Origin of the sequence: Neobacillus sp. PS3-40 (assembly GCF_030915485.1) — a bacterium.
Taxonomy (GTDB): Bacteria; Bacillota; Bacilli; order Bacillales; family Cytobacillaceae; genus JAUZPL01.
In genome coordinates this window covers 354,560-376,458 of the sequence record NZ_CP133266.1, presented here as the reverse complement: position 1 = coordinate 376,458, position 21,899 = coordinate 354,560, and the positions used below count along the sequence as shown (strand labels likewise).

Genomic DNA, 21,899 nt, shown 5'->3' with positions numbered 1-21,899 from the left:
AGCAAAAATGAGCCGAAAATCAACAGAGCTATATAACATCGCCTATTTTTAAGAATTAGTGTTGAAAATATTTTGAAAAAGTGTAAAATTACACTATAGTAAAAAAAGGAAAGATTGGCAATTAAAGTGTGATGAATGGTTAATTAAGGAGGGGCTTATTTGGAGATGAACAGAAGAGAAGAGAATGAAAAAATTTTTAAACAAAAATTAAATGAGTTAAATGTTAATGGCTATTTGCCCACTGAAATAGTTGAACAGGTTTTAGATGCAAATAATCTGTACTGTCTAGATTTAGTAAAAGCGCAATCAAAAAAAGATACCATACAAATTAAAATCCAAGAGGAAAAGATAAAATCGGTTGAGCCTAGACCGATAAAGGTTAGAAAGACACATACACCTGAGGAGATGCGCGAAAGAAATATTACCTGGTCCTTAAATATCGGAGTAATTTTCCTATTAATCGGGGGGTTGTTTGTTGCAACATGTAATTGGGAAACAATGACAAGCCTAATGAAAAGTGGATCTATTGCCCTTGTGTCCCTTTTGTTTTATGGAATAGCATTTTTAGCAAAAAAAATACTGCGCATTGATAAAACGGCATTCGCCTTTATTGTTTTAGGGAGTTTATTTTTGCCGATTTTTATCTTATCACTTGGCTGGTTCGGTTTACTTGGATCGTATTTATCGGTATCTGGTGAAGGACGTTATACCCTTGGAATACTAGGCAGCCTCATTCCAGTTGTCATTTATGCACGGTTAGCAAACCTATTAGCTTCTAGATTATTTGTGTGGTTCACATATATTTTCTCCTCAGCCGGAGTTGCTTTTGTTTTTGCAGCACTTAAGCTTGATGTTGATTTATTTTACCTTGGGATAATGGCATATAATGCGTTACTCATTTTTCTTTACACTCAGATAAAAAACAGGGGAACGTTAAAGTTATTTACCAATGAATTAGTTCCTTTTATTCAAGCGAATCTAGTTCTATCAACCCTTTTCATGCTTGTCATCTATGATAACCACATCCTTTATAGCCTTAATCTTCTGCTGACTGCCGTCATTTACCTTTCAATGATTTATGTGACGGGAAGAAAAGAATTCCACTTTGTCTTTAGTATCATGATTGTTTATGGTGCATACCAACTTATTGAACATTCCATTTTAGAGTCGTTTGGGGCCATTATTTATGCTTTTATTGGTTTTGGTATGGTATTTGTCCCGAAAGCAATGAACGGAAATTTTCATTTAGAAAAAGCATTTCAATTTACCAGTGCGGTGATTTCTGGAATGGCCTTTATCTATATCACCCTTGAAGGAATGTTCATTAGAATGAATGGTCCCTCAGCTGTACTTATGTTTGCTTATTTCATCATTTCAGGAAATTTTACCTATTTGGCTAAGGTGAGTAAACTCCGATTATTTTCATATCTAAGTTCTTTTTTCCTGGCTTCTGCAATTTATGAAGGTATTTGGTTGTTTGCTGAATCATTTATTCATCGCCATTTTCCATTAGCTGTATTTTTTGCTGGGTTTACATTATTTATTATTTTTGGAATTCAACGTGTTGTTCCTATTATCCAAGAAAGTTCGAGGGATATTGGAAATGCCATTATGGTGCTTGCCATTGCGGTGGCATTTGCATTTTTTTATTGGTGGGAATTAGGAGTCATGCTGATGCTACTTGCATTCGTTTCCTACCTCCTTCTAAAAAAAGAAAAAAGGTTATTTTACAAGGAAATTTCCTGTTGGATTCTTCCCTATTTGATGGGGCTTTCGATTGTATCATTCGGTGAGGAAATTAGCTCGAACTTTGATGTTTACCAAAATGGGTTTGGAACTTCTGTTAGTTTTGTTAGTGGGGCTGTTCTCGTTCTTCTCTGTAGCTTGGGATGGAAGAAAATGCGAGAAGAAACGATTTCACGTGCATCATTTTATGCATCTCAGATTTTCTACACGATCGGGATTGTTCTTGTTTCAGTTAGCTCACCTGATTATGTATGGGTTCAACCATGTGTCTTATTAATCGGAATCGGGATGTATTACTTATTGAAAAGGGAAAGTAGTTTCATTTGGGCACCATACTTGGTCAGCGTCACAACCTTGCTGTTTTACTTTTCCATTTTTCAAGCAGTCGACAGTATAGTAGATTTTAACGATAAAATTTATTCTTATTTGGGCACTACCGGTGCAGTATTTCTGTTCCTACTTGCGCTGATGGTACGAAAAAAGGATATGAGTATATTTAAAGCTTTGGCGTGGACTGGGCATGTTTATTACCCATTGGCGCTGGCGTACACTTGGATTTCCTACAATTATGAAGGAATGATTAGCTATCTGATTTCATTAACTGTCTATATCATTTGTACCAGAATGGCAAAAAGTGAATGGAGTAGTAAGTACTTTTTATATAGCAGTTTTACAACTCTATTTGTTGTAGTAACTAGCTTGTTTACTTATTTCAACATTGGGCGTACGGGTTTTTACGAATTTCTTGTCACAAGCATTGTTATTATTCTTTTTGGGCTAATGGCTAACAGGGATTTTAAAAAACGCACAGCTTTCTATGCTGTTCCTTTCTCAATAATTGGTCTTGGTTTCATGATTATGACGTATCCATTTGGATGGATACCATATCTTCTAACCATTGTTTATTCAGGCGGTATATTGGTTTATTTGCATAAACTGAAATGGGATCTATTTGGGACTATTCCGTTATTAATTGGCTTTATAGGAACAGTTCAGTTCATTCATCTTGGAAGAATGGATGAAGTTGAAAAAATGCTTCTTTCTGGTTTGCTTGGCATGTGCCTGATTTTAATCGGCAAAGTTATTTACAAAAAAATAGTGGTAAATGATGAAAAAATTCGGGATACGAAAGTGGATGGATACACGCTTGTTTCCTTTTTGTACTTGTTTTTTATGTATTACTTTGAAAGTGATGCTCTTTGGACACATGTATTACCTGGGGTGCTTATTTCCATTTCCATTTGGTTGCAGCAAAAGAGAGTGCCGACCAACTACTCCTATATTCCACTAATTATCGGAATGAGTTATTTATTAGAGCCATATTATTCGACCATTAGTATGTTGAAAATTCCTGATTTATGGGATCGAGAAGTAGTCGTTCTTCCATGGGTGGTCCTCGTCATTTTGGTAAGGCGGATCATGAAAGGTCGTTATTCAAGGATTACTAATCTTATTCAGTGGTTCGTTCTAATCGTTGTTTCCTTATTATTAATTGAGGATGGTTTAGAAAGTTCAACCATTTATGATGCGATTATTTTAGGAAGCTTATCGCTATTCTCGATGTTAATTGGGATGTTTCTACGGATTAAATCATATTTCTTTGTTGGTGCTGGTGTTTTAATGCTTAATGTTCTTTTGCAAACAAGGCCATATTGGGGGAACATGCCATGGTGGGGTTATCTGTTGATTTCTGGTTCGATCCTTATTGGCGTTGCGAGTAGTAATGAATGGCATAAGCAGAAATCGGCTAAAGGAGAAAAAACTTTCATTTCCATTTGGAAGGAAAAAATAGTTACTATGATGAAAAGATGGGATTAAAAAAGCAGAGAATAGTAGTTTAGAATTGGTCATAGATACGTAAAAAAAGGCTGTATTCTCTAAAAAAAGAAGAGAGTACAGCCTTGCTATTACCTATTTGTTGTTGCAAATTGCTGTGTAGAATCTTTTAAAACATTGAAAATAGCCCCAGTTAAACTGTGTAAGCCCTTGGAATCATGGCCAGCCTCCCAGAGCATCATCCCACCAAATCCGTTGTCGAGTGCCAGTTTTGTTTTCATTCTCATTGTGGTTTCACCATTATAATGATAGATGGTACCGTTCATGCTAACAGTGTCAGTTTCGGCATTTGCGGGATACTTGTTGATAATCGCCGCATATGAAACTTGTTTAACAGAGGGATTATCAGGCTGAGCGTAAAAAGGAACTCCTAACACAAGTTTTTCTTTCGATAGATGATATGTCTTAAACAGATTCGACCAATAGTTTACGACATTCTTAGTGAACGGATATGGAGATAAATTGGCTGCATGGTATCCACCGTCCCATTGCCCGTCATATGCCATGATATTTACATGATCGACATCTTTAAACATCCCTGGATCATACATAACAGATGCCATCACGGTTCCCGCTTCAGCGTGAATTTTCGAATAAACCGCAATCGAAAGCTCCTTACCTTTCGGGTGTAGCTTATTGCTTAGTTCCTTTGTGAAAACAGCTAGGTTTGCTGCGTCACTTGATGAGCGAGGATATTCAAAATCGATATCAATGCCATCAAGCTTTTCACGATCGGCTAACTTTGTAAGATTATTGACGAGTTTTGTTCGTGTAGTTGGATTAGAGATAGCTGCTTTGAAATAGGGATAGGATTCTCCGCCTTTGATATGATACCAGCCTCCAACAGCCAACATTACTTTTGTGCCATGTTTATCTGCTTTTGCAACCATCGCACGAAGGTTAGTTAAAGCAGAATCGCCATTAAGCAAAATATTTCCTTCCTTTGTCGGGTGGGCAAAGGAAAATATAACATGTGTTAATTTAGAGTAGTCAACCACATCTGGATCACGAAAGTCCTGAACATAGCCGATTAACACTTTTGTTTTTGTTGGTACCGTCTTTGGTATTTCCTTTAGCTGTGGTTTTATTGCTGATTTAGGTACTTGCTTTACTTTTATTATATTTTGATTATCAAGCCTTGTGATTTTAGTAGAATAGAATACTCCTGTGTAAAATCCAGCGATGAAGGTAATGACAATTACCACTGCTAGGAGGAGATATTGTTTTTTCATTGATGTATTCCTCCCCAGTTTTCTTCCTCTAAAAAATTGTATCAAAAAAGTAGGGGAGTGAGGGATGGTAATATCCACCTTTGAACCTCTCTTGACTGAAGTCACGAGATTCCTAAGTACAAAAACCCTTTGGTTTCTAATTGATTAGGCGAACCCCGCAGTTCCTGTGGTTAAAAGTCTTATCGCTTCGTTTTTAAGACTTTGTGCAGCATTTATGTCCCTTTGGTGATGTGCGCCACAGGGACAGTCCCATTCGCGCACATCAAGATTTTTGACGTCCTTATTTTTATATCCACATTTTGAACACAATTGACTGCTTGCAAAGTTTTGTGCAACAACTACGAGTTGTTTGCCGTACCATTTGGCTTTATATTCAAGCATGGTTCGGAATTGTGACCACGAAACGTCGCTGATTGATTTTGCTAAATGGTGATTTTTAAGCATATTACTTACGGACAAATTTTCTATCCCGATCACGTCGTGGTTTTTGACTATTCCGGTTGAGACCTTGTCCAAGTAATCCTTTCTTGCATTCACGATACTTTCATGAATCCGAGCTACTTTTCTCTTTTGCTTTTGGTAATTTTTCGCCTCTGAAAGAGGGCGATTTTGTTTTTTAGCCAGTTCCAGCCTTCTTGACAATATACACTGGGCCTTTGCCAATTTTTCTTCTACTGTTCGATAGAATTTAGGATTAGGATAGGGAGTTTCATCTGACAGAATCGCAAATTCTTTCAGTCCTAAATCCACCCCAATTGTGGAATTGGTTTTCGGCCATTTTTGTACATCTTTTTCAACGACGATAGAGATAAAGTATTTACCAGAAGGGTTACGCCGAATAGTGACATTAAGAATCCGGCCCTCAACTTCCCGGCTTTTGGCAAAGCGAACCATCCCTAGTTTCGGTAATTTGATGTGTTTGTCCAAAACGGCAATATTCCCATTCGTATGTTTAGTAGTGTAGGATTGTACTTTGTTTTTTTTTGACTTAAATTTGGGTGTATGGTTTTGCTTCTTGTAGTAGCGTTTATAGGAGACATTTAAATTTTCTACGGATTTTTGGAGAGAAATACTATCCAATTCTTTTAAAAAGGGGTAATACTTCTTTAATTCACAGATGGCTTTGATGGAATCGTATTTATTAAAGAAATCACCTTTCCAGTTATTATCTGGCAGCTGGCCATTTTGTTTCATTTCTTCAACTATGTACCAATAGGCATCTTTCTCTTTTTGTTTGCCTAGGAAAAAGTTAAACACAAAACGAGTACACCCAATGGTTTTGTTAATCAAAATAATTTGAGATTTGTTAGGGTAAAGTCGAAATTTATAGGATTTATTGATCAGCATTAGTATCACCTCCCAAAACAAATCATAGCACATATGTTCGTAAAAAGGCAACGAAAAAATAGTCGATTCATCTCCCGACTGAAGTCACGAGTGTTCTCGACCAATCATAAAAATGATCCATTTCAATTACGCTAAGACGAAATATTTAAATTACGGAAGTGTTTACTCGACATGATTAATTTAATGAAATCGTTAGAAACATAGAGAATACATAATATTTAAAATTTAAGGAATAAATTAACAAAAATATGGTATTCTATTTGGGAATGTACTTTGTATTAGTGAGTAAGTTATTTTATTGAGCTATGAAGGACAAAGTTTTAATAATTAACCAAGGTAAATACCTCGAAAATTTCTCGTAGTTGTTTTAGTAACTGACTAGATTAGTATAAAAATAACTGTACTATATTGGTTGGTAGTTGAAAGGAGGAAAGATTAAATGTTCCCAATTTTAGAGACTGAAAGGCTACTATTAAGAGAAATAACAAAAAAGGATGCTGAGGGTATTTTTGCTTGTTTTTCTAACAATGATGTAACACGTTTATATGGACAAGAAACATTAGCAAGTATCGAGCAAGCTGAAAAATTTGTTGATTTCTTTTCAAAAAACTATAGTGAAAAAAGAGGTATTCGGTGGGGAATTGAAAGAAAAGGGACAAAAGGGATAATTGGAACAATTGGTTTTAATGCTTGGCTACCTAAACATAAACGAGCGGAAATAGGCTATGAAATCCTTCCAGGGCAGTGGAGGAAAGGGTATGCATTGGAAGCAGTATCTAAAGTTCTTTCATATGGCTTTGAAGTAATGGATTTAACTCGGATCGGTGCTGTCGTTTTTATTGAAAATGAAGCATCTAATGAGTTAGTAACTAAAGTTGGTTTTCAAAAAGAAGGGGTTTTGAGGGATTATATGTATCAAAACGGTAAAGCACATGACACATATGTATACTCACTACTTAAACGATAATTTTTTCAGCAAATAAGCCTTTGAAGTTGCAGAACTCATTTATTTAAGCGCGGCCCATTTCATGAAATTTCCTTAGTTTGTTTCAAAGTGATGTGGATCTATTCCACTGCCTTCTACTGGGTCACCAGATAACAACCACAAATCAACTTGCTCTATTGTTGTGTCTTCCACGATGTATTTATAGACAATTTTAGGTTCACTCTCAAATCTTACAAGAAGGGTTACGGAGGATTGCACTTTATACTCATCTGTATCAGTTATAAGCCATGACTCTTCTGGATACATTTCATTAAAGTATTTTTCCAATTTCATTATGGCTTCACTTGTTTGATGTTGCACAATAAATGGTCTTATTGCATAAAAGATTATCCCTGAAAATAAAATCAAACACGAAATACTCCATCCGATTTTTTTGCCTTTTTTAGGTAAAAGTAATGCAAAAAAACTGGTTACTAGAGCAGCTCCAGAAATCAATGCTAACTCAATTATCGTGGTAGGATGCACTTGCACTCACTCCTTTTTTCATTTACCTTGTTTTTATTTTATGAAATTTACCTTTAATGTATAATTGAGGGAATTAAAAATAGTTGATGTGAGGTAATTATATGATTGAGAAAATAGTCCAGGGAATGAAATTGGAGGAAGCTGAAGCAGAAATCCAAAGAATACAAACAGCACACCGTTTGAAATTGATCGATTTTTGGAATATCGCAATAGGGACGAATGTTTTAGAAATTGGATGTGGTCAGGGAGACACTACCGCTGCACTTGCCTATACGGTGGGTAAGGAGGGCTTTGTCCATGGCATTGATATTGCGCAAGAAAGCTATGGTTTGCCTATGACGTTAGGGGAAGCACGCCAAAAGCTATTAGACTCAGAAATAGGCAGCAACATTCGCATGGACTTTAATTTTAATATATTGGCAGACACGGTTTCTTTTGAAAATGAAAGCTTTGATTATATCGTCCTGTCGAAATGTTCTTGGTATTTTTCGTCTTATGAGGAATTGGTGGCGATACTAAAGCGGGTAAGACCTTGGGGAAAGAAGCTTTGCTTTGCGGAATGGAGTACTAATGTTAAGATTCCAGAACAACTGGCACACTATAACGCTATTATGATTCAAGCGCTTTGTGAGAGCTACAAAACAATTAGCACATCCAATGTCAGAACATTATTTACACCTAATAAAATTAAAAAGGCAATGTCTGAAGCGGGTTGGAAAGTTGCCAGGGACACTGAAATCTATTCTCCTGATTTACAGGATGGCGTATGGGAAGTAAATATGACAAGATCCATTTATCCTAAAGAAATTGAGAACATTACTGACATACCTCAAAAGTTGAAGGACTTGTTGTTATCTCAAATCGAAGAACTAAGCTCAGTAAACAAAATTGCAGAAATCAGACCGCTATCAGTATACGTAGTGCAGGCTGAATGAATTAAAGTAAGAGTAAAGTGCCAAATTCGATGAAAAGTGTGGAGATTTTTTCTATTCAAAGATTAAATTTGGTCTTTCCTGGCAATGAATATCGTCATAAATGACAGTAATTTTTCGGGAAAGGTGAAAAAAAGAGTATGCACTTCGAAAGTTAGTGATACAATTGTAAGGCAACATTTTTTTAGACTTTTATTAAAGGGAGATAGAATTGTTGAATAATAAAGAAGTAAAAAATAACGTACCTGAAAACCTCGAGGAATTAAAAAAAGCTGCAAGTCGAACTTCAAGTTGGAGAGATCGGATTGACGCCATTGACGAGCTAGGCCAGTGGAAAAGCAAACAAACAATCGAAATACTTAAAACCAGAATGATTAACGATCCTGTTTATAAAATTCAAAAGATTGCTTTCCACAAACTCCAGGCATTTGGTGAAGATGTTCAATTACCTCCAAAGAAAAAAGGCGACTTGGTAAAAGGTGCATCGAAAATCTTTTTAAGGATTAAGAAAAGTTTACCTGAGGGCCATACGTACGAAGAGTTTAAAGAAAAGTTGAAAAAGATGAGACTTGATGTCTATGATATGTACGAAGGTGAAAAAGGTACAGAATTTGACAGTTGGTTAGAAACCACTTGGACATCTCTACAAAAATAGAAGGATGAATGATTAAAAAAGCCTCCTTCAAAAGGGTAACGGGTTCTGTTTCGAGTACAAGCTTATAAAAAGCATAAGAAAAGGGGCATAAAATCGTATCTGATTTTAATGCCCCTTTTTTATTGATATATAGGTGTTTTCCGTAAAAATATGTTGTTTAAGCATAAGTAACCACCAAAACTTGATAAGTCTATTAAAAAGAAAAGCACATTGAATTTGGGAATTCAATGTGCTTTTCAGCTGCTTCTCAAATGAGAAAGGTGTTTTTTTATTATTCAGGCTTAACAGCTTTAAATTCGTCAATAGTTTCAGGGGTATTTTTACCTTCTTTTCCTTGGAAAAGGTCGATATTAACGGTCACATCCATACAGCCAAGGTATTTTCCAAATTCATCACGTACTGCCATGAATTTTTGGTAAATTTGACCCGATTCACCAGTGCGTTTTGGGAACCAAAATTCCCATTCATCGCGTGTTCCTGAACGAAAATCATTCAACAATTTTTCAACGTGGTGAGCCACTTTTGGGTGAAGCTCAAGCACAGGGCGACCAATCGCTTCTTTACGGCGACCATGCACGCGGTCTGGATTATTTGAATACCAGCGGAAAATATCGTTGGCATCGCAAAAGCCCATTTCAAAAGGCAAAAGGTTGATGATTGAATCCAAAGTGCTTGCTTTAATCGCACCAGTTTCAAAATTAATCACTGCTTCAGGACTAATTAAATCTGACAATTTTTCTTTAGACATTTATAAATCTCCTTTATGAGAATAATATTATACAAATATTAGTGAGCAAAAAAGTCGCCCACTAATATTATAATCTTTTTATTACTTTTAGCCAATTCATAGATTACTTCTGCATAAATTTCTGCAGATTTCAAGAGTGCATCAACTGGTTTAAATTCGTTGGCTTGGTGCATTGTGTCTTGTTCACCTTCAAACATCGCACTTTAAGCAACACCACGTTTCAAGAGACGACCGAATGTACTACCACCGATGATTTGTTCGTAATCTTTTTTGCCTGTGTATTTTTCGTAAACATCAAGCAGAGCACTTTGGATAAGTGGCAAACGAAGCCCTGCAATCGATGATTTTGATAAGTTATTAAAAGCTTTCAACGTTTCACTAAATGAGCTGATGTTCGGAGAAGAAAAATCTGAAGGCGAAAATAAACCAACTTATCAAAAAGCCATCGTCAAAGTCATAGGTCAATGATTGTGGTTCGCTAAAAAATAGTTGTCAATTAACGTGTCAAATGATCAGTTAATTTCACAGACATTTTGATGTTAAATCATTAAAATTCCATAGGCTTTTTCAACTAACGAGTTTAGTTCAAAAAGAAAATCAACTATAATAAATTTAGTACATATATTTAGGAGGCGGATAAAAATGGAAAAGGTAACACCATTTTTAATGTTTCAAGATGGTAATGCAGAAGAAGCGATGAATTTTTATACATCCATCATTGAGGATTCTCAAATTACAAACATTGTTAGATATGGGGCTAATGAAGCTGGACCAGAAGGCACCGTAATGCAGGCTACTTTTACATTGAAAGGGCAAGAATTTATGTGTATTGACAGTTATATAAAACATCAATTCTCTTTTACACCTTCTTTCTCAGTCTTTGTTACATGTAATACTGAAGAAGAACTTGACAATCTTTATGAGAAACTGGGTGAAGGTGGACAAGCACTTATGCCTTTAAACGATTATGGTTTCAGTAAAAAGTTTGGTTGGGTAAATGACCGCTTCGGAGTTTCGTGGCAACTAAATCTTCCTATGTGAATGTTTTAGGGGAAATTAAAAATTTAAAAAACTACATTAGGTAATGGGGTTTTACTCCAAAAAGGGTAATATTTATTTTTATCTTAAAGCTTTTCTTTTTTTGACTTTGTGAAATATTGTACTTAAACATAAGGGTAGCTTTTGTTAAGGATGATGATCGCTGCGGCGGTCATTTTTTCTTGTTGAATTAAAGGTCAGATTAGTGGAAGAAGGAAAATAATCAATATAGATAGAATTATTAGGAAAAATGCTTTAACGGAGGATACATATGAAATTTGTTATGATTTTTGGACCCCAAGCAGTTGGGAAAATGACTGTTGGTCAGGAAATAGCTAAAATAACAGATTTGAAACTTTTTCATAATCATATGACTATTGATTTACTTGCACCTTTATTCGGATTTAATCCAGAAATGTGGAGATTAGTAAATCTATTTCGGAAAGAAATATTCGAGGCAGTTGCAAAGAGTGACTTAGAAGGCTTGGTATTTACCTATGTGTGGGCGTTCGATATGCAAGAAGATTGGGATTATGTTAATCAAGTTTGCGAGATTTTTGAATCCAATGGAGGAACTGTTTACTTTGTAGAACTTGAAGCAGTTTTGGAAGAAAGACTTGAGCGAAATAAAAGTCCACATAGACTCGAACAAAAGCCTACAAAAAGAAACGTTGAATGGTCTGAAAAAGAATTAAAGGAGACGCTAGAAAAACACAGATTGAATTCCTTAGAGGGTGAAATCAAAAGAGAAAAATATTTAAGGATTGACAATACAAATTTGAGCCCACAAGTAGTGGCAAAAATTATCAAAGAAAAATTTAATTTATAAATCTCCAAGGGTGATCGGGGGCGATTGCAGATCAAGGGCAATCGCTTCTTGTGCTGATGGGAAAGGTTTGTTGAACAACTGTATTATTTCTTTGTGAAATTTTCAAAATAGTAAAAAAGAGTGAGGGAGAGGTTATGGCTGCGTATCAAATTAAGAAATTAAATCCAGAAGACTATAATAAGTGCAGTAATATTTGGAATATGGAAAAGAAACCGAAAATGGCTAAGATGTTTTATGACGAATTAGTAAGCGGAAACAGAATTACATTTATTTATTTAGAGAATAACGAGTTTATAGGAGAAGGCTCGTTAGTTTTTCAAAACAATGACCCAGATTATACAATTCCAGATAAACGAATTTATCTATCTCGTATGATTGTTAAAGAAGAATATCGAAATCGTGGAATAGGTGGCATTATTGTTGATTATTTGATTGATTATGCTAAACAACTTGGATATGAGGAAATAACGCTTGGTGTAGATACAGATAACTTAAACGCAAGACATCTATATGAAAAGAAGGGTTTTACAACCGTATTATATTTTGGCGAAGATGAATACGGTGAATATGTAAAACTCCTAAAGAAATTAAATTAGATTTCCGAAAAGTAGGGCGAATGCGTGAGAGCCTTTTTCCACTAACGGGGGCGTTGATCCTAGAAGGATTAACGCTCTTTTTAAGAATTAACGCTTATTTTTGTGGAAATTCCTCAATAATAGTCGGTTTAGCTGAGGAGAATTCGACCGCATCTCTTATTCAACAATCGGGCCATTTAATTGAATAAGATTAACACAAAAAGTCGATTTCCTGCGTAATGGAAATCGACTTTTTTGGATTAAACTTTTGCTTTGTTATTAAGTTTGTATTTTAAGTTCCTTCGATTAATCTTTAAAAATGCTGTTGACTATTCAGTTGAACTGTATTATATTATTACATAGTCAGACTATATAGTTGAACTGGATAGAGGGTGAGAGCATGAAACATAAATTATTGCCATTGTCTGAAACCATGCATTATATATTATTGGCGTTACGTGAACCACTTCATGGCTATGCCGTAATGCAGAAGATAGAAAAAATAAGTAAAGGGACTGTTAGTTTAGCGGCTGGTACTTTATACGGCGCAATTGAAAACTTGAATAAGCATGGTTGGATTGAACCTGTTGGAAATTCGGGCCGGAGAAAAATTTATATGATAACTGCGGAAGGAAGCGCCATTTTGAAAATGGAACAAGAAAGGCTATCGCATATTTTATCCTTGTACGGAAGGGATGATTCAAATGAAGATGTTTAACATGTTTTTTGATATTGAAAAAGAAGAGAAATGGCTGAATGAGCAATTACAAGAAGGCTATCGCTGTACAAATATTAGTGGATTAGGAATATACACTTTCAAAAAAACGGACAAAAGATTTGTTATGCGACTTGATTATCAAGATTATTTACCAAAGGAAAAATTCAAGGAATACTTAGCGATATTTATAAAAGATTAATGGGTTATTCATTTTGGTTGGGTACGCTGTGTTTGTTTTTTTCTTATTCGATTTACAAGGATTCGGGATTATATTTAACTGAAGGTCTTTGGAGTATGGAAGGGGCATTATTTTGGAAAGCGCTTATATTTGAAACACCATTTGTTCTTTTGAGGTCGCTTCCCGCATTTATGGTTGTTTTATTTGGCAGCAGTTTCTACAGGGCTTATCGGAAGTATTCAATGTTAAAAGAAAAATAATATGCTAGGGATTTAAGTATGAACTTTTTTAATCCAAAGAAGTAATTGAGGATAATGTATCTACCACGATCGGGCGCTATCCTTGAACAAGGATAAGTGCTTATTTTCCATTTTAGGGCCAAATTGTGGAGCATAACTCCCAATATAAATTTGGATAATCTACTTTTTACAAACAGATTATCTTTTGAATGTGAATATTAGCTTAATTTAATATAATATAACAATGTTTAACACTCTACGAGACGAGTTTTTAATCCAATTGCTGCACCTAAAACCACTGCTATACAAACAATTCTTCTCCAGTCTTTTGATTCACTGTAAAACATCATTCCTAATATTGCGCCACCAGAATCACCGATTCCTGTCCAAATTGCATATGCTGTACTCATAGGGAGAAATTTCATTGCATAAATAAGAAATAAAAAACTCGCTCCAAATCCGAGAACTAATAGAACTAAGGATTGCCAATTACGGCTTTTATTCAGTTTGTTTATCATAACAACACCAAACATTTCACATAAACCTGCTAAGATTAAGGATGTCCACGCCATCAGGAATCAGCTCTATTCTGAATTTCATCTTTTGTAACTAATTTCAAGCTAATATGCCTACTAATAAAAGTAAGATCAAAATTATCTTTTCTACTTTAAATGGCTCTTCAAAGAATATGATTTCGGATAAAACAGTTCCCGATGTACCCAATCCTACAAAAATTGCATATACAGTTCCAACGGGGAGTTTTCGTCCAGCTGAAATTATTACATAGAAGCTGATAATGGTCGAAATAAATGTTCCAGTCCAAGTCCAAAAGCCATTTGCTTGTTTTAAACCTATAACCCAAAGAACTTCAAAAAAAGCACCAATAAATACTTTAATCCAGTTAGTATCCATTGAAATACACCTCCAATTATTTACTAAAACAAAAAAGCCTAGGAGATAACTGTTAAACAGTTTCTCCCAGGCTTTTATCCTTCCGTGACACAGCATAGCTGTGAATTTTCTCTCGGACCAGACCAACCCTCATTGCTGCGGAACCCTAGAAAACATTTAACTTATATAATTACTTTATAGTATACACCACATTAAACTCTATTCAAGAGTTTAATGTGGTGTATAAATTGACTATAGGAAAATGAAATTGTTCAATTTAAGATGTGTTATTTGAAACGATAATGCTCGGTTCTTATTCAAGTAAAAGGAGCAATTGTGGAGCAAAACAGACAGAAAATGATCAAACTTTTTTATAAAACCAAAAAATAAGATTCGAAAGATAAGGATCCGTTTTAATCAAACTTTAATTCAAACCAACGATCATTATTTAAAAAATTTCATATTGATGAAATAATTTCACGTTTAATTGTGTTATTTACCAAAATATATTATAATTTTCATATATACGAAATTAGAGGTGAGGCTATGAATATAGGAATAGAAATAAAAAAATTGAGGACTGAAAAAGGAATTACTTTGAAAGAGTTAAGTGAAAAAAGCGAACTATCTATCGGATTTCTTTCTCAATTAGAAAGAGGGCTTACTACCATAGCAGTTGATTCACTTGAAAAACTAGCTGATATTTTGGAAGTTCATTTAACACATTTTTTTGATTATCCACATAAAAGAAAAGATAAGGTTTTAAGAAGTTATGAGCATGAAATACTGGATTTAGTAGAAGCTGGTTTTATTAAGTATAGTTTAAGTCCAAATTTAGAAAATAAACACCTTGTTCCAAGGCTTATTGAAATTCTTCCTCAAAAGAAAGATGAAGAAATATTATCCTATAAGCATGAGGGAGAAGAGTTCATTTATGTATTAGAGGGCATATTAACAGTCTATATAAATGGTGAGAGGCATGAAGTTTATCCTGGTGACAGTGTTCATATGGAATCAAATATTGAGCACAATTGGGCTAACTATACTAACAAAAAGGTCAAGCTCCTAGCAGTTAACACTCCTAATTATATTTATAATAGAAAGTATTATAGTGCAGATGCTGAGTAGTAAAGACACTAATATAAAGGTATTCGAAAGTGATATAAGCGATGGATAAATTTGTATTGTACCTAATCGGTTCTTTTTTTGTAATAGGAGCCATTGATTATATTTCTGGAAATCATTTGAAACTTGGTGAAAAATTTGAAGAAGGCATAAAGACTATGGGAGCTTTGGGGCTTGGTATGATAGGAATATATTCTTTAGCTCCTATACTTACAAACTTTTTATCTGCTGAGATTATTCCAATCTGTAGAGTATTTCGTTTAGATCCTTCTATAGTTCCTGCAGCATTTTTAGCTGTAGATATGGGGGGCTATCAAATGGCTGATAAGCTAGCCTTAACAAAGGAAATGGGGACATTCTCAGGAATTATTATAGCATCCACTTTAGGAGCCACTATTAGTTTTTCAATACCCGTCGCATTAGGGATGCTTTCTAAAGAGGATGAAAAATATTTTTCAAAGGGTGTGTTGGTTGGAATTATTGCTATACCTATAGGATGTCTCGCAGCAGGCTTATGGCAAAAAATAAATATCAATATATTAGTATGGAATCTGGTACCTATATTTGTTTTTGCAATTATTTTAGGGATAGGATTATTAAAAGCTCATAATGTTTTTATAAAAATTTTTAATGTATTTGGAAAGCTCATAATGGGTTTGAGTGTTGTTGGGTTACTTTTACAAGGAATAGATGCGATATTTGGTGTGAAGCTTGTCTCAGGATTAGCACCACTTTCTGAATCTACTGTTATAGTAGGCAAGATAGCGTTTGTTTTAGGTGGAGCATATCCAATGCTTGCACTCATAAATCGAATTTTTAAAAATAGTTTTGAAGAAATAGGGAAGAAATTTGGAATTAATTCAGTGTCAGTAGCAGGCATTCTAGGAAATTTGGCTAGTAACCTGTTGATATTTGGAACATATAAGGAAATGAATCCTAAAGGAAAGGTAGTATGTACTGCCTTTGGAGTAAGTGGAGCTTTTGTATTTGGCGGTCAGTTTGGATTTGTGTCAGGAGTAGCCCCAGAAATGTTAGGAGCGTTTATTATATCAAAGCTTACAGCTGGAATAATTAGTATAGTTCTAGCCATATGGCTGTATGAACGTGAAGTTAGTCTTAAAGAAAATGGAGGTATTCGTAATGAAAATCAGGGATAAGGTTGAAAAGTTAAGGCAGCTAATGAAAGAAAATCAAATGGATGCTTATATAATTCCCAGCTTTGATGCACATCAGAGTGAATATGTAGCAGAACATTGGAAAAGTAGACAATGGATATCAGGGTTTACAGGGTCTGCAGGCACTGTAGTTATTACATTAGAGGACGCTGGGTTATGGACAGATGGAAGATACTATATTCAAGCTGAAAAGCAGCTTGAGAACTCAGGAATCAGATTATTTAGAATGGTGGATCCAGGAGTACCATCTTATACAGAATGGCTAGAAGATGTTCTTAAAGAAGGAAGCACTGTTGGCTTTGATGGAAGTATTTTTTTAATAGAAATGGTTAAAGCCATGGAAAAAGCACTAAAAACAAAGAGAATAGAATTAAAAATGGAACAGGATTTAATTGATGAATTGTGGGAAGACAGACCGGAGATGCCTAAAAGCTCAATTTTTGTTCATGATGTAAAATATGCAGGGAAGTCTCGAGTTGAAAAATTAAATGAAGTAAGGGCAGAATTAAAAAGTAAAGGGGCAAATTATTATATATTAACTTCCCTGGATGATATCGCCTGGCTTTTGAATATAAGAGGGGCAGATGTGCCAAATAATCCAATTGCAATAGCTAATGTAATCGTAGCAGAACATAAATGTTATTTATTTATTGATTCCTGCAAGGTTCCTTCTGAAGTTAAATTAGAACTGGAAGCTGAAGGAATAGAGTTAAAAGTGTATCATGAGATACTACCATTCTTGCAAAGTCTTAAAAGTGGAGATGCAATTATTTTAGATACGAATAAAACAAATATCAGCTTATATAATGCCATTAACAATAATACAAAGAAAATGGAATGTCCTAATATCACGACTAAATTAAAAGCAATTAAAAATGAAGTGGAGATAGAAAATTTAAGATGGTGTGAAAAAAAAGATGGAGTAGCCATGGTTAAATTTATAAAATGGCTTAAAAACTTTGTGGATAAGGAAGAAATTACAGAGATTTCCGCAGAAGAAATATTAGAAGATTTCAGAAGGCAGCAGGATGGATTTGTTGAACCTAGTTTTGATACGATAGCAGGCTATAAAGAACATGCAGCGATGATGCATTATAAAGCTAATAAAGAAACGCAATATACTCTAATGAATGAAGGTTTTTTCTTAATTGATTCAGGCGGACAATATTTTGATGGAACAACGGATATTACGCGAACGATAGTATTAGGAAATCTTACAGAAGAAGAAAAAAGAGATTTTACTTTGGTGTTAAAGGGTATTATAGCATTAAGCTCAGTTAAATTCTTACATGGAGCAACAGGATCAAATTTAGATGTTTTAGCAAGACAACCTATTTGGCAGTACGGTTTGGATTATAAGTGCGGGACAGGGCATGGAGTAGGATTTTTCTTGAATGTTCACGAAGGTCCGCAAAGAATAAACAAAATACCAGATAAAATAAAATTAGAAAAAGGCATGATTATTACTAATGAACCGGGAATATACCTAGAAGGTAAATACGGAATAAGAATTGAAAATATGATGTTAGTAGATGAAGACGAGAAAACAGAATTTGGTCAATTTATGAAGTTCGAATCAATTACATATTGCCCTATTGATTTAGCTGGGATCAATAAGGATATGTTAACAGAGAGTGAAAAGCAATGGTTAAACAATTATCATAAAGAGGTATACACAAAGCTCGCTCCTTATTTAGATGAAGAAGAGAAAGTATGGCTTAGGGAAGAGACTAGGGAAATATAAATAGGTATAGCCAAATACAAGTAATATTTATTGCCTTAAAGTATAAAATCAGTGAAATTCACCAACCTCAATGACAGTAATAAAAATACTCGCCTTCGTTTGCGGTTTACAAGATAATAAAAGAGAGATCTGTGTCAAGGAAAGCACTTGACAGCACCCTTCTTACTTGGTCACTGTGGAGAGGGCAGAGATGGTAGTGAAGCATTGCGAATACTCCTATACGATTCATCACATTATTTTTTTGATTTACAGTAATAGGACTATTCGTTGGAATTTTGTTTTCAAAGTTATTTGAATCGATACTTTTCTTCATATTAATTTGAGATTGAAAAAATTTAATATACCTTTTTGAACCTAAAGTATCGAGGGCATTGTTCAACAAACAAGGAACAGTTAGGTATCTTTTTTTCATATTTTCTTCTTAAGCAATAAGGTGCTATCCTTGAACAAGGAATAGCACTTATTTTCCATTTTAGGGCCATATTGTGGAATAAAAGCCTTTTATTCAATGTTACCAAACGAGGGTTTGGGTGCGTTATGTACCTCGTACCTCATCTAGTTTGTTGTGAAAAATATAATTTAAATAAATCTTAAATCTGAATCTTTCCTGACGCTACCCCATAAAAAATGTTGTTCAATTATATGACCCGATTGTTGACCACAAGTTAAACAACACTCCACAACTAACCTGTTTATAAAGTTCTAAGTGTTTCTAACTACTGAATTATATTCTTAAATGATCAGTATTTTAAAGTAAGTAACAATCTATACGTAAACAGCCTTTGTTTTATATAGCGAAGAGATTGTGCCTTGGTATAAAAAAAGACAAGCAGAGGATCTGCCGGCCAGGGTGGAAATGATTAGTACATTATACTATGGTGTCTGTTACTTATGATGTTAATGGAACCATCGATGCATTTCATGCAACTGATATTTCCTGAAATACGTTGTTTTGTTGTATGAAACGCTTTTGAAAACGTAGCGATAACAACGCGCGTGTCTTGCTTGCCATAGTGCATAATGTAATTTTTAATCGCTCTTCTAATTACTTTATTACTCATGTGCATACCTCCTGTCTCTTTTTTTGAATGTGGTTAGTCGTCTTTTTTTACGATTCTATAAACAGCTCTACGTCCGTATTTCCCCATACCCTTAAATTTAATACCTAGATCAGGATATGCATTGACGTAATTAAAGAATTTCTTACCAAATACACCTGCAGGGCCTCTTTCGATAATCCAGTCCTCACCATAGACGTCAGGTAACTCAAATTCATCATCAATTTCAAAATTTCCTTCACGAATTCTCTTTACAGCTTCTTCTGGGGTGAAGATAGTATCAATCTGAAATATAGTATCTCTGATATAGTCTTGGATACTCTTTTGCTCGCTCTGAGCCATTTTTTTTAATTTTACATAGTACTCGTCGTTAAGTGTCAATTTTACTATTGGCATAAGAACCTCCATATTTTATATTGATTCCTAAACATGCATGTAAGGCACCTTCTCTACACAATGAGTATAGCATGTGTGGTACCTACATGCAATACCTGATTTCTAAAATTTAAATTTTTTCACCTTTGAAATGAAAAAGACCGCCATTTCTAATGATGAACTGTACCTCCAATTGTTAGATGTGTCTAACAATTGGGGTGAAGTTCGATTAGCTTTTTTTGTTGTACTAAAAAGGATTAGAGAATTTTTGTTGAAGTTATTGAAATAACGGTACAGTTTAGTTTAATAATTGTAGTTTGCTTTGATAATCGAACTTACTTTTAAGAAACAGCATTATAAAGAGTGGCATAAATATGTTGAAATTAAAGAGGCTATCAAGAACTGGATTTAATGAATCTATTTAGTAATTATCAGGTTAAGGGAGAGTAGATAAATGGGTAGCAAACGATTTGAATATATTTTTATTCAAGGAAGTCTAGAAACTTTTAGGATTATTCGTGATAACGAGACGGGGGTTTTATACTTGCGTAATTATTCTGGTGCTGGTGGTGGATTTTAAAAAAAGATTAAAGATTTAATTGTTGAAGTTATAGAGTTAACGACGCAGCTCAGTTTAATAATCGTGTTTAGACTTGTTCAACAATAGGGCGCCATTCTTTAATAAGGATGGTGCTTTTTGAATTGGGCCATATTCTTGAATAACGTGTATATAGAAAATTGTTATTGAATGAAGAGATTGTGAAAATTTTCACTTAAACTACCATGTAAGAACGTAATCCTTCTTATATTTTCTGTGGTGAAGCTCCGATTCATGGATGGCTAACGGGCAGGTTAGTGAAAGAAGGAATAAATAATTTCTATATCGAATGCATTAAATGTAAGAAAATGTTGTTATAAATAATGGAAGATTATATAAATAGAAGGCAATCAGAATATGTAGAGGGAGAATATGGAATCTAAGTTAATTATCATACGAGGAAACTCTGGGAGTGGAAAAACAACGACTGCGAAAAGTCTTCAAAATCATTTGGAGCATGGAACGCTCTTGGTTTCACAGGATATTGTTCGCCGTGAAATGTTGAAAGTTCACGATAGGGAAGGGAACCTTTCAATTGATTTGATTCGCCAAATCGCAGAATATGGTAAAGATAAATGTGAATTTGTTATTGTGGAAGGAATCTTGTATAAAAGTCGTTATGGTGAAATGCTGAATAACTTAATCCAGTTCTTTAACCAAAAGACGTATACTTATTATTTTGATTTATCCTTTGAGGAAACAGTCATACGTCACAACTCTAGTTCGAAAAAGATGGAATTTGGAGAAGATTCTTTGCGTGCCTGGTGGAATCCAAACGATTATCTTGGCGTGGATGGAGAAATGATATTGACTAATCATATGTCATAAAACGATGTATTGAAACTGATTTTAAATTAATTGCAAGAGTAATTATTCCGATTGGTTTTAAATACTAATTTTCTTATTCAACTATCGGGCAGTTTAGTTCAAGAAGGAATCGTTATGATTTTTGTTGAATTTGTATTTAAGTACGGTATACGAAGGGCAATTGAATTACCCTTGGAGGTTATTATGACAATTTATTTTATTCAGTTTGAGGCAATACCACATATTGATAATCCCGAAAGTGAAGAATGTGCAGGTGCTTTTGTAAACTGTTGGGTTAACTCAAAGAATATAAAATTAGCTTTGAATACAGCTAAAAACTATGTCGTCAATCAAGGTTGGGAAGTAATAAGCATTGAGGAACAGTCCATAGCGAGTCGTGATATGTACTTAGGGGATACTGAAGAAGATAAGGAATTACTCGAATGCTTTGATGAAGCATTGAGAGAAGGTATTTCTGCTATTTTTTATACATACGAAGAAGATGAAGATGATTTAGACATTATTCATTGAGAAAAACATTATTTAACCTGTCTCTTACTCAACAATGAGGCAAAGCATTTG

Annotated in this window: 21 protein-coding genes, 2 pseudogenes and 1 riboswitch; of the genes and pseudogenes, 15 read left to right on the top strand and 8 right to left on the bottom strand. The window is 34.5% G+C overall.

The window, feature by feature from the left end; all coding sequences use genetic code 11:
• The first annotated feature begins 165 nt into the window (after positions 1 to 165).
• Positions 166 to 3,564: a hypothetical protein gene (locus tag RCG20_RS01930; RefSeq protein WP_308184264.1), complete on the top strand. Its 3,399-nt coding sequence runs from the start codon at positions 166 to 168 to the stop codon at positions 3,562 to 3,564.
• Between the two features lie 89 nt (positions 3,565 to 3,653).
• Here the strand turns inward: RCG20_RS01930 and RCG20_RS01925 are convergent, their stop codons facing one another.
• Together RCG20_RS01925 and tnpB are read right to left on the bottom strand one after the other, a co-directional pair.
• The gene (locus RCG20_RS01925; protein WP_308182552.1) at positions 3,654 to 4,814 is read right to left on the bottom strand and encodes a glycoside hydrolase family 18 protein; all 1,161 of its coding nucleotides are present in this window, start codon (positions 4,812 to 4,814) and stop codon (positions 3,654 to 3,656) included.
• A gap of 144 nt (positions 4,815 to 4,958) precedes the next feature.
• The gene (tnpB, locus tag RCG20_RS01920; protein ID WP_308182551.1) at positions 4,959 to 6,161 is read right to left on the bottom strand and encodes an IS200/IS605 family element RNA-guided endonuclease TnpB; all 1,203 of its coding nucleotides are present in this window, start codon (positions 6,159 to 6,161) and stop codon (positions 4,959 to 4,961) included.
• A gap of 439 nt (positions 6,162 to 6,600) precedes the next feature.
• Between tnpB and RCG20_RS01915 the strand changes: the two genes are divergently transcribed.
• Positions 6,601 to 7,128 carry a GNAT family N-acetyltransferase gene (locus RCG20_RS01915; protein ID WP_308182550.1) on the top strand — a complete coding sequence of 176 codons (528 nt, stop codon included), beginning with the start codon at positions 6,601 to 6,603 and terminating at the stop codon, positions 7,126 to 7,128.
• Positions 7,129 to 7,200: 72 nt separating this feature from the next.
• On the opposite strand, the gene RCG20_RS01910 is transcribed toward RCG20_RS01915, so the two are convergent.
• Positions 7,201 to 7,632 (bottom strand): hypothetical protein, encoded by a 432-nt coding sequence (locus RCG20_RS01910; protein ID WP_308182549.1) that lies wholly within the window; start codon positions 7,630 to 7,632, stop codon positions 7,201 to 7,203.
• A gap of 101 nt (positions 7,633 to 7,733) precedes the next feature.
• On the opposite strand from RCG20_RS01910, the gene RCG20_RS01905 reads away from it, so the two are divergent.
• Both RCG20_RS01905 and RCG20_RS01900 read left to right on the top strand, forming a co-directional pair.
• Positions 7,734 to 8,567 carry a class I SAM-dependent methyltransferase gene (locus RCG20_RS01905; protein WP_308182548.1) on the top strand — a complete coding sequence of 278 codons (834 nt, stop codon included), beginning with the start codon at positions 7,734 to 7,736 and terminating at the stop codon, positions 8,565 to 8,567.
• 211 nt (positions 8,568 to 8,778) lie between these two features.
• A complete protein-coding gene (locus RCG20_RS01900) occupies positions 8,779 to 9,219 on the top strand; it encodes a HEAT repeat domain-containing protein (protein ID WP_308182547.1) in 441 nt (146 codons plus the stop codon).
• A 271-nt stretch (positions 9,220 to 9,490) separates the two neighbouring features.
• Here RCG20_RS01900 and RCG20_RS01895 read toward each other — a convergent pair whose 3' ends face one another.
• Positions 9,491 to 9,967, bottom strand: a complete 477-nt coding sequence (locus tag RCG20_RS01895) for a PAS domain-containing protein (RefSeq protein WP_308182546.1) — start codon at positions 9,965 to 9,967, stop codon at positions 9,491 to 9,493.
• Positions 9,968 to 10,005: 38 nt separating this feature from the next.
• Positions 10,006 to 10,140, bottom strand: coding sequence for a hypothetical protein (locus RCG20_RS01890; protein ID WP_308182545.1), 135 nt, complete (start codon positions 10,138 to 10,140; stop codon positions 10,006 to 10,008).
• Between the two features lie 469 nt (positions 10,141 to 10,609).
• On the opposite strand from RCG20_RS01890, the gene RCG20_RS01885 reads away from it, so the two are divergent.
• From RCG20_RS01885 to RCG20_RS01865, 5 genes and pseudogenes are all read left to right on the top strand, one after another.
• Complete coding sequence (locus RCG20_RS01885; RefSeq protein ID WP_308182544.1) at positions 10,610 to 11,008, top strand: VOC family protein; 399 nt, start codon at positions 10,610 to 10,612, stop codon at positions 11,006 to 11,008.
• Positions 11,009 to 11,276: 268 nt separating this feature from the next.
• The gene (locus RCG20_RS01880) at positions 11,277 to 11,834 is read left to right on the top strand and encodes a DEAD/DEAH box helicase family protein (protein WP_308182543.1); all 558 of its coding nucleotides are present in this window, start codon (positions 11,277 to 11,279) and stop codon (positions 11,832 to 11,834) included.
• A gap of 134 nt (positions 11,835 to 11,968) precedes the next feature.
• A complete protein-coding gene (locus RCG20_RS01875; RefSeq protein WP_308182542.1) occupies positions 11,969 to 12,430 on the top strand; it encodes a GNAT family N-acetyltransferase in 462 nt (153 codons plus the stop codon).
• 379 nt (positions 12,431 to 12,809) lie between these two features.
• Positions 12,810 to 13,127 (top strand): PadR family transcriptional regulator, encoded by a 318-nt coding sequence (locus RCG20_RS01870; RefSeq protein ID WP_308182541.1) that lies wholly within the window; start codon positions 12,810 to 12,812, stop codon positions 13,125 to 13,127.
• A pseudogene (locus tag RCG20_RS01865) lies at positions 13,114 to 13,565 on the top strand (DUF2812 domain-containing protein). Before RCG20_RS01870 ends, RCG20_RS01865 begins: the two are co-directional and overlap by 14 nt.
• 227 nt (positions 13,566 to 13,792) lie before the next feature.
• Here RCG20_RS01865 and RCG20_RS01860 read toward each other — a convergent pair.
• Positions 13,793 to 14,116, bottom strand: coding sequence for a DMT family transporter (locus RCG20_RS01860; protein WP_308182540.1), 324 nt, complete (start codon positions 14,114 to 14,116; stop codon positions 13,793 to 13,795).
• Positions 14,116 to 14,456 (bottom strand): annotated as a pseudogene (locus RCG20_RS01855) (multidrug efflux SMR transporter). Before RCG20_RS01855 ends, RCG20_RS01860 begins: the two are co-directional and overlap by 1 nt.
• Before the next feature lie 61 nt (positions 14,457 to 14,517).
• A riboswitch (guanidine-I (ykkC/yxkD leader) is annotated at positions 14,518 to 14,616 on the bottom strand.
• Between the two features lie 365 nt (positions 14,617 to 14,981).
• On the opposite strand from RCG20_RS01855, the gene RCG20_RS01850 reads away from it, so the two are divergent.
• From RCG20_RS01850 to RCG20_RS01840, 3 genes are read left to right on the top strand one after another with little or no spacing between them, the layout of a single operon-like run.
• On the top strand, positions 14,982 to 15,563 hold the full coding sequence (locus RCG20_RS01850) for a helix-turn-helix domain-containing protein (protein WP_308182539.1): 582 nt from the start codon (positions 14,982 to 14,984) through the stop codon (positions 15,561 to 15,563).
• 41 nt (positions 15,564 to 15,604) lie between these two features.
• Positions 15,605 to 16,717, top strand: a complete 1,113-nt coding sequence (gene eutH, locus RCG20_RS01845) for an ethanolamine utilization protein EutH (RefSeq protein ID WP_308182538.1) — start codon at positions 15,605 to 15,607, stop codon at positions 16,715 to 16,717.
• Positions 16,701 to 18,479 carry an aminopeptidase P family protein gene (locus RCG20_RS01840; RefSeq protein ID WP_308182537.1) on the top strand — a complete coding sequence of 593 codons (1,779 nt, stop codon included), beginning with the start codon at positions 16,701 to 16,703 and terminating at the stop codon, positions 18,477 to 18,479. Before eutH ends, RCG20_RS01840 begins: the two co-directional genes overlap by 17 nt.
• Positions 18,480 to 19,573: 1,094 nt before the next feature.
• On the opposite strand, the gene RCG20_RS01835 is transcribed toward RCG20_RS01840, so the two are convergent.
• A complete protein-coding gene (locus RCG20_RS01835; RefSeq protein WP_308182536.1) occupies positions 19,574 to 19,933 on the bottom strand; it encodes a hypothetical protein in 360 nt (119 codons plus the stop codon).
• A gap of 433 nt (positions 19,934 to 20,366) precedes the next feature.
• Here RCG20_RS01835 and RCG20_RS01830 point away from each other — a divergent pair, with 433 nt between their 5' ends.
• The 3 genes from RCG20_RS01830 (at position 20,367) to RCG20_RS01820 (ending at position 21,848) form a co-directional block, all read left to right on the top strand.
• On the top strand, positions 20,367 to 20,492 hold the full coding sequence (locus RCG20_RS01830; RefSeq protein WP_308182535.1) for a DUF6440 family protein: 126 nt from the start codon (positions 20,367 to 20,369) through the stop codon (positions 20,490 to 20,492).
• Between the two features lie 390 nt (positions 20,493 to 20,882).
• Positions 20,883 to 21,338, top strand: coding sequence for a kinase (locus tag RCG20_RS01825; RefSeq protein ID WP_308182534.1), 456 nt, complete (start codon positions 20,883 to 20,885; stop codon positions 21,336 to 21,338).
• A 114-nt stretch (positions 21,339 to 21,452) separates the two neighbouring features.
• Entirely contained in the window at positions 21,453 to 21,848 is a 396-nt protein-coding gene (locus tag RCG20_RS01820; RefSeq protein ID WP_308182533.1) for a hypothetical protein, read from the top strand.
• Positions 21,849 to 21,899 lie beyond the last annotated feature (51 nt).

What these genes read in the sequence shown, in the direction of transcription:
- RCG20_RS01915 (WP_308182550.1), top strand. Translation starts at nt 6,601, where the DNA reads ATGTTCCCAATTTTAGAGACTGAAAGGCTACTATTAAGAGAAATAACA.
- RCG20_RS01830 (WP_308182535.1), top strand. Translation starts at nt 20,367, where the DNA reads ATGGGTAGCAAACGATTTGAATATATTTTTATTCAAGGAAGTCTAGAA.
- RCG20_RS01870 (WP_308182541.1), top strand. Translation starts at nt 12,810, where the DNA reads ATGAAACATAAATTATTGCCATTGTCTGAAACCATGCATTATATATTA.
- RCG20_RS01820 (WP_308182533.1), top strand. Translation starts at nt 21,453, where the DNA reads ATGATTTTTGTTGAATTTGTATTTAAGTACGGTATACGAAGGGCAATT.
- RCG20_RS01890 (WP_308182545.1), bottom strand. Translation starts at nt 10,140, where the DNA reads ATGCACCAAGCCAACGAATTTAAACCAGTTGATGCACTCTTGAAATCT.
- RCG20_RS01895 (WP_308182546.1), bottom strand. Translation starts at nt 9,967, where the DNA reads ATGTCTAAAGAAAAATTGTCAGATTTAATTAGTCCTGAAGCAGTGATT.
- RCG20_RS01880 (WP_308182543.1), top strand. Translation starts at nt 11,277, where the DNA reads ATGAAATTTGTTATGATTTTTGGACCCCAAGCAGTTGGGAAAATGACT.
- RCG20_RS01860 (WP_308182540.1), bottom strand. Translation starts at nt 14,116, where the DNA reads ATGGCGTGGACATCCTTAATCTTAGCAGGTTTATGTGAAATGTTTGGT.
- RCG20_RS01825 (WP_308182534.1), top strand. Translation starts at nt 20,883, where the DNA reads ATGGAATCTAAGTTAATTATCATACGAGGAAACTCTGGGAGTGGAAAA.
- RCG20_RS01850 (WP_308182539.1), top strand. Translation starts at nt 14,982, where the DNA reads ATGAATATAGGAATAGAAATAAAAAAATTGAGGACTGAAAAAGGAATT.
- RCG20_RS01840 (WP_308182537.1), top strand. Translation starts at nt 16,701, where the DNA reads ATGAAAATCAGGGATAAGGTTGAAAAGTTAAGGCAGCTAATGAAAGAA.
- eutH (WP_308182538.1), top strand. Translation starts at nt 15,605, where the DNA reads ATGGATAAATTTGTATTGTACCTAATCGGTTCTTTTTTTGTAATAGGA.
- RCG20_RS01835 (WP_308182536.1), bottom strand. Translation starts at nt 19,933, where the DNA reads ATGCCAATAGTAAAATTGACACTTAACGACGAGTACTATGTAAAATTA.
- RCG20_RS01885 (WP_308182544.1), top strand. Translation starts at nt 10,610, where the DNA reads ATGGAAAAGGTAACACCATTTTTAATGTTTCAAGATGGTAATGCAGAA.
- tnpB (WP_308182551.1), bottom strand. Translation starts at nt 6,161, where the DNA reads ATGCTGATCAATAAATCCTATAAATTTCGACTTTACCCTAACAAATCT.
- RCG20_RS01905 (WP_308182548.1), top strand. Translation starts at nt 7,734, where the DNA reads ATGATTGAGAAAATAGTCCAGGGAATGAAATTGGAGGAAGCTGAAGCA.
- RCG20_RS01925 (WP_308182552.1), bottom strand. Translation starts at nt 4,814, where the DNA reads ATGAAAAAACAATATCTCCTCCTAGCAGTGGTAATTGTCATTACCTTC.
- RCG20_RS01875 (WP_308182542.1), top strand. Translation starts at nt 11,969, where the DNA reads ATGGCTGCGTATCAAATTAAGAAATTAAATCCAGAAGACTATAATAAG.
- RCG20_RS01930 (WP_308184264.1), top strand. Translation starts at nt 166, where the DNA reads ATGAACAGAAGAGAAGAGAATGAAAAAATTTTTAAACAAAAATTAAAT.